Here is a 5,051-nt window from a genome sequence, read left to right on the forward strand (position 1 = left end):
AAAAAGAACTTCGTACACGTATTGCTGCATGGGAAGGCAAGAAGACAGACGATTTCCAGTATGAACCGGAACGCGCCGAATTAAAAGCCCAGATGAAAGACTGGCTGGCTGAGAAACTCGGTGTCGATGATGAGAAGAAGCTGCTTATCGCCAATCGTAAGTATTTCGCTACTTGCATGGCCGAGCTGGTTTATGAAGAAACTGTCCGTCCGAACATGAAGGACTTTATTCATTAAAAAAGAAGAAATAGCATCCCCATTGATATGATACCTGATATGATACCTCTAAAGTAGATGCTATTTCTTTTTATTTTATCATCAATCGTAAATTATTCACCTGCAGTTCAATCTCTGCCAGCTTCGCTTTGTCCTGCAGCAAGTTCATAATGTAGGCTTTATTGACGCTCATGCTCTTTGCAATAAGGAACTGTGCTTTCTTATAATCCTGAGCCTTAATATAAGCCTGCACAGACGCAAGGTCCGTCGGTCCATTATATTCCGGACCAAGAAATGCCGGTGCTGTTGCTTCCATATAATAAAACGGCAATATGTGATCTGCCACATACCCGCAGTCATAACCTGCAAATTCCACCGTCAAAGTCACTTCATCCGCATCCCGCTTACCGCCGCACTGAATATCAAAATTCTTCAGCTGGATCGGACCTGTAATCGGGGCCAGAAGCTGTTCAATCTGAGGCTCCACTTTGCCTTTACTGCTGTTTAATGCCTGGGCAACCATTTCATTCTTCTTACGAGCAGGCAGCATTTTGATCATCTGAGCCGTAAACGGCGGCAGTTTCATACCGCCCATCTGCTCCGGATGCTGTTTGGCCATCTCCAGCATATTGTTCAGAAATTTATCGTAATTAATATGGCCAATGGCCAGTATCATCTTAATCATTTAGTTCATCTCCAGTTTCAATTCTGTATGACTCAAATTGTCAAGACTTGTCACTGGTGCTGTTTCGATTTCCGGAATCACTGACTGTGCTTCTGTATTCTCTTCCGCCTCATTCGCTTCTGCAGCAGCCATAACCGGTGCTCTCAGATTCGATGGGCTTGTCACATACCAGACCACATCCACATTCTCCAGTGAAATAATCGCCTCTGAAATCGGCACTCTCGCTTTCGCACAGCACTCAGCAGGGTCGCTGCAGTAGAAAGTATCTGTCTCTGCATCATAGTCCGTCAGCGCAATGGCATGAGGCTTATTGGAATCATAGGCAACAATTCCTTCCGGATGTTCTTCCAACAGTTTCTTCAGATCCTCCACAGAGGATACATAATCATGCGTCATAGTCACACCATCATACGTAAATGTCCATGAAATACCGACGCCTTCTCTCCATGCAACGCTCCCTACACTGCTCTCCGTAATATCTTCCCAGTTCTCAAAACCTGCCAGCATTGCCGCCCTGCGCATAATCATGGCCGAAGACGCCAGTGTACAGGTCCCCCGTCTTGACTGTTTGATAAATACATTTTCATCATTCAATTCTTCAAAAGTAATATCTTTCGTGGCTGTTTCCTCTGCCGCCTGAGCCTGACCGCAGTTTACAATGACGATCATCAACACCAGACTCAGCAAAAGCATCCATTTCTTCATTCTCTAAAAACCTCGCAAAATTTAATATTCCGGATTTGAAAACAAATCCCAAGCTGCCATTTTCACACGGCACCCGCTAAGTGTAATATATTTGTAATATTTTCGCAATAGATTTTAGAGTTTTTTAAGATTTTTAATTAACAATTTAGCAACATTTTTCTACATGACATTTCGAAAATTCAATTCATAACTGAAAATTCGAATCGCATTGTCCTTTTCTGCTGCCAATTTCAATGTTTCAGGCAAAGTTGTCACACACACAACTGCATAGACTTTCCTGTCTGCTGCATTTTTCTGAATACGTTTTCTCTGAACCGCCATATCATCCAATATCTGCAGATAAAACTCCTCATAATCTGCCCTCTGAACAGTCTCAATGACATAAATATTGTCCTCACGATCCAAAGCGATCAGCTGACCGTCTCCCCGCTCTTCACACAAAGTTAACGGCAGGCCGAATATATGCTTCTTCTGTTTCAGATCATCCGCAATCATCTGTGTCAGCGTTGGGCCTGAAAAAGCAATATTCGCTGCTGTTTTGACCATGCTCCCGGATTGATCCTGATCCGGCGCCTGCCTATTGATTTCAGTCTTCTGACCTTTCGTCTCCTTTTGCTCAGCAAAATGGTTATCCGCTGTACCTGCAGACTCCTCGACATCTGTCGTATCTTTATTCTTCTTTGTCTTGATTCGATCATAAAGCATATTGCCATAGACAATAATTACGATGATTCCCAAACCAATTAGAAAGTACATGTACCTTCCCTCCTGTTATTTACTGCTGTAAGAATATGCATTGGAAACCTTAGCATTATTGGAAGTCAGTTTCACATCCTCCCGGTAATAAGCAACCACCGGTGTACCAAGCTCAACATTCTTATAAATCGTGTCCGCTGCATCATATGGCAAATTGATACAGCCATGTGAACCGCCATTCTTATAGATACTGCCGCCAAAAGAGCTTCTCCAGCTTGCGTCATGCAACCCCACATTGTAAGCAAACGGCATGAAATACGTAACGTCTGATTCATAATCTTCGCCCTTCAATGTCGCCGGACTCTGTCTGCTGATAACCTTGAAAACACCGTCCGGTGAACCATTGCCGTTATTAAGATTACCCGAAACAAGATCTGAATCTACCACAAGAGAGCCATCTTTGTAATACCAGAGATGCTGATTTGTATAGTCAATTTCTATGTATGTATTGCCAATATCATCTGCGCCTTCCACAAAAGCTCTCTGCTCGTATTTCGGTTCTCTTGTCACAGATTCACCATTCTTGATATCCTCAACAATCTGTGCAGCCTCCCCTTTCTTATTAATAACCCAGCCGTAATCACCGCCGCCGATTTTGACTGTATCCCCTGCAGTTGTTTCGAAGGACCTTGTTGCCGCATATGTATTATACTTGGAAGCCAATTGCTGTGCATAAGAGGCCGCCATATCGGAATCCACCGTAACAGACAGATCATCATTAATCGTCAGCCATGACAAAATGGTCGTGCCGTCCAGAACCTGCTCTGAGCCTTCTATCTCATAAGTGATCGACATATTCTTGTATTTCTCTGTTACCTGGAACTTCTCCTGCAGTTTTGGATCATCTGATGTCACTGACGGCTGAACGTAGTCATTGTCGCTCAGCCGTAAGACAGACTGACGGCTGTCAATGGCCGCCTTCACATCCAACATAATCTGCTCCTCAAGAGGCTGACTTCCTTGCTTCTCAGGGACAATCTCATAACCATTCTCTGTATACTTCAAATAGGCATCTTCCGGCTTAACAATGTTCTCTTCCTTAAAACAATCCATGGCTTCAACCAATGTCACCAGCTTTGATTCATCATACGTCATTTTTACCTCTACTGTATGAGAATGCTCCTTGCCTATATGTAAAGGCCACAGCATACTGTTCTGATCATCCATCATCTTCTGGATGCTGCCATCGGATTCATAATGATAATCAATATCTGATCCGCTGATATAAGAGACCCGGTCTTCTCTGTCGTGGACAGCCAGCAGATAATCCTCTGCCTCCTCCTTAATCTTCGCTTCTGCCGCCTCTCCCGTTCCCAGGGAAAAATTTGTCTCATTAATCACGGTTCCCGGATAAAAATGGTCATGGAAATAATATCCCACACCTGCATAGGCCGCTGCCAGCAATACAGCAACAGAGCTGATTCCAATGATCAGGCCTTTTTTGACCGACTTCTTCTTTTTTGCCATACCTCTTCCTCCATCATCTATCTATCATTCATCTATTCATCGTTATCTATGCATTACGTTCCTATCATACCATATTTTACCTAAATAATCTGTCTTTTTTATAAACAAATATGATTTCTCTCCTGATACGGCAAAAGGCCGCATATATCATGCAGCCTTATCAAAATAAATCCTGATTTCTGTTCCTTTTCCAACCTCGCTGGCCAGTTCCATCCGTGCACCGTTTCTGGCCACGATATGTTTCACTATGGCAAGTCCAAGACCGGTTCCGCCTGTAGATTTTGACCGGCTTTTATCCACACGATAAAAACGTTCAAAAATGCGTTCCTGATGCTCTTTGGAAATGCCAATACCGGTATCTTTGACCGACAGCACAATCTGATTATCCACCGGCATGACAGAAATGGTCACACTTCCGCCTTTATTATTATATCGAATGGCATTGTCACAGAGATTGTAGATTACCTCATCAGCCATTCCCTTCTCTGTACGAATCTTGCAGGACTCACCTTCCAGCTTCAGTGTCACATCATGCTTTTTCGCACTCATCTCCAACGTATCCATACAGTTTTCCGCCGCCTGATACAGATCTACCGTTTCCAGAACCACATCCTGCGTCGTTGCATCCAGCTCTGACAATCGAATCGTGTCATTGATCAATGTCAGCAGACGATCTGCACTCTTATGAATCTCACCACCAAACCGGGCAATATCCTTTTCCGATACCATCCCGTTTTCAATCAGTTCCGAGTAACCTGAAATAGCCGCCAGAGGCGTTTTCAGCTCATGTGATACATTGGCTGTGAAATCCTGACGCATACTGGCATTTTTCAAAATATCTTCATGCTGTCTGCGAATCGTATCAATAAATGGTTCCATCTCCTGATAAACCGCAATTTCGTTGACATAATCCATGTTTTCAGCCATCTGTTCAATCGGTCTGAGCAGACTGTCTGTCAGCAGACGTCCCAGGAATGTACAGATAACAAACAAAATAACCACCATTACCGCGATGATCGGCAGCATTCCCTGCACAATACTGAGAACACTGCCTGTCTCCGTCGCCACACGGAGCACATTGCCGTCATTCATGCGCACAGCATAATAAAATGTAGATTTTGCCACTGTTTTAGACTGACGGACAGCCTGACCTTCACCTGTTTCAAACGCCGCCTTGATCTCCTCACGGTTGCTGTGGTTTTCCATGCCGCCGATATCCGCAT

At 44.0% G+C, this 5,051-nt stretch carries 6 protein-coding genes; 1 reads left to right on the top strand and 5 read right to left on the bottom strand.

Annotated features, from left to right (window positions below):
• Positions 1–236, top strand: a 236-nt coding sequence (locus WMO25_RS14600) for a hypothetical protein (RefSeq protein WP_349085908.1), incomplete at its 5' end; no start/stop codon positions are given.
• 70 nt (positions 237–306) lie between these two features.
• On the opposite strand, the gene WMO25_RS14605 is transcribed toward WMO25_RS14600, so the two are convergent.
• The 5 genes from WMO25_RS14605 to WMO25_RS14625 form a co-directional block, all read right to left on the bottom strand.
• A complete protein-coding gene (locus WMO25_RS14605; RefSeq protein ID WP_117539627.1) occupies positions 307–900 on the bottom strand; it encodes a hypothetical protein in 594 nt (197 codons plus the stop codon).
• A complete protein-coding gene (locus tag WMO25_RS14610) occupies positions 901–1,605 on the bottom strand; it encodes a hypothetical protein (RefSeq protein WP_349085909.1) in 705 nt (234 codons plus the stop codon).
• Between the two features lie 159 nt (positions 1,606–1,764).
• On the bottom strand, positions 1,765–2,361 hold the full coding sequence (locus WMO25_RS14615; RefSeq protein ID WP_349085911.1) for a hypothetical protein: 597 nt from the start codon (positions 2,359–2,361) through the stop codon (positions 1,765–1,767).
• Between the two features lie 15 nt (positions 2,362–2,376).
• Positions 2,377–3,828 carry a L,D-transpeptidase family protein gene (locus tag WMO25_RS14620; protein ID WP_349085912.1) on the bottom strand — a complete coding sequence of 484 codons (1,452 nt, stop codon included), beginning with the start codon at positions 3,826–3,828 and terminating at the stop codon, positions 2,377–2,379.
• Between the two features lie 147 nt (positions 3,829–3,975).
• Positions 3,976–5,051 (bottom strand): sensor histidine kinase (locus WMO25_RS14625; protein ID WP_349085913.1); only part of this gene is annotated, 1,076 nt, incomplete at its 5' end.

Origin of the sequence: Coprococcus intestinihominis (genome assembly GCF_040096555.1) — a bacterium.
Taxonomy (GTDB): domain Bacteria; phylum Bacillota; class Clostridia; order Lachnospirales; family Lachnospiraceae; genus Coprococcus_A; species Coprococcus_A intestinihominis.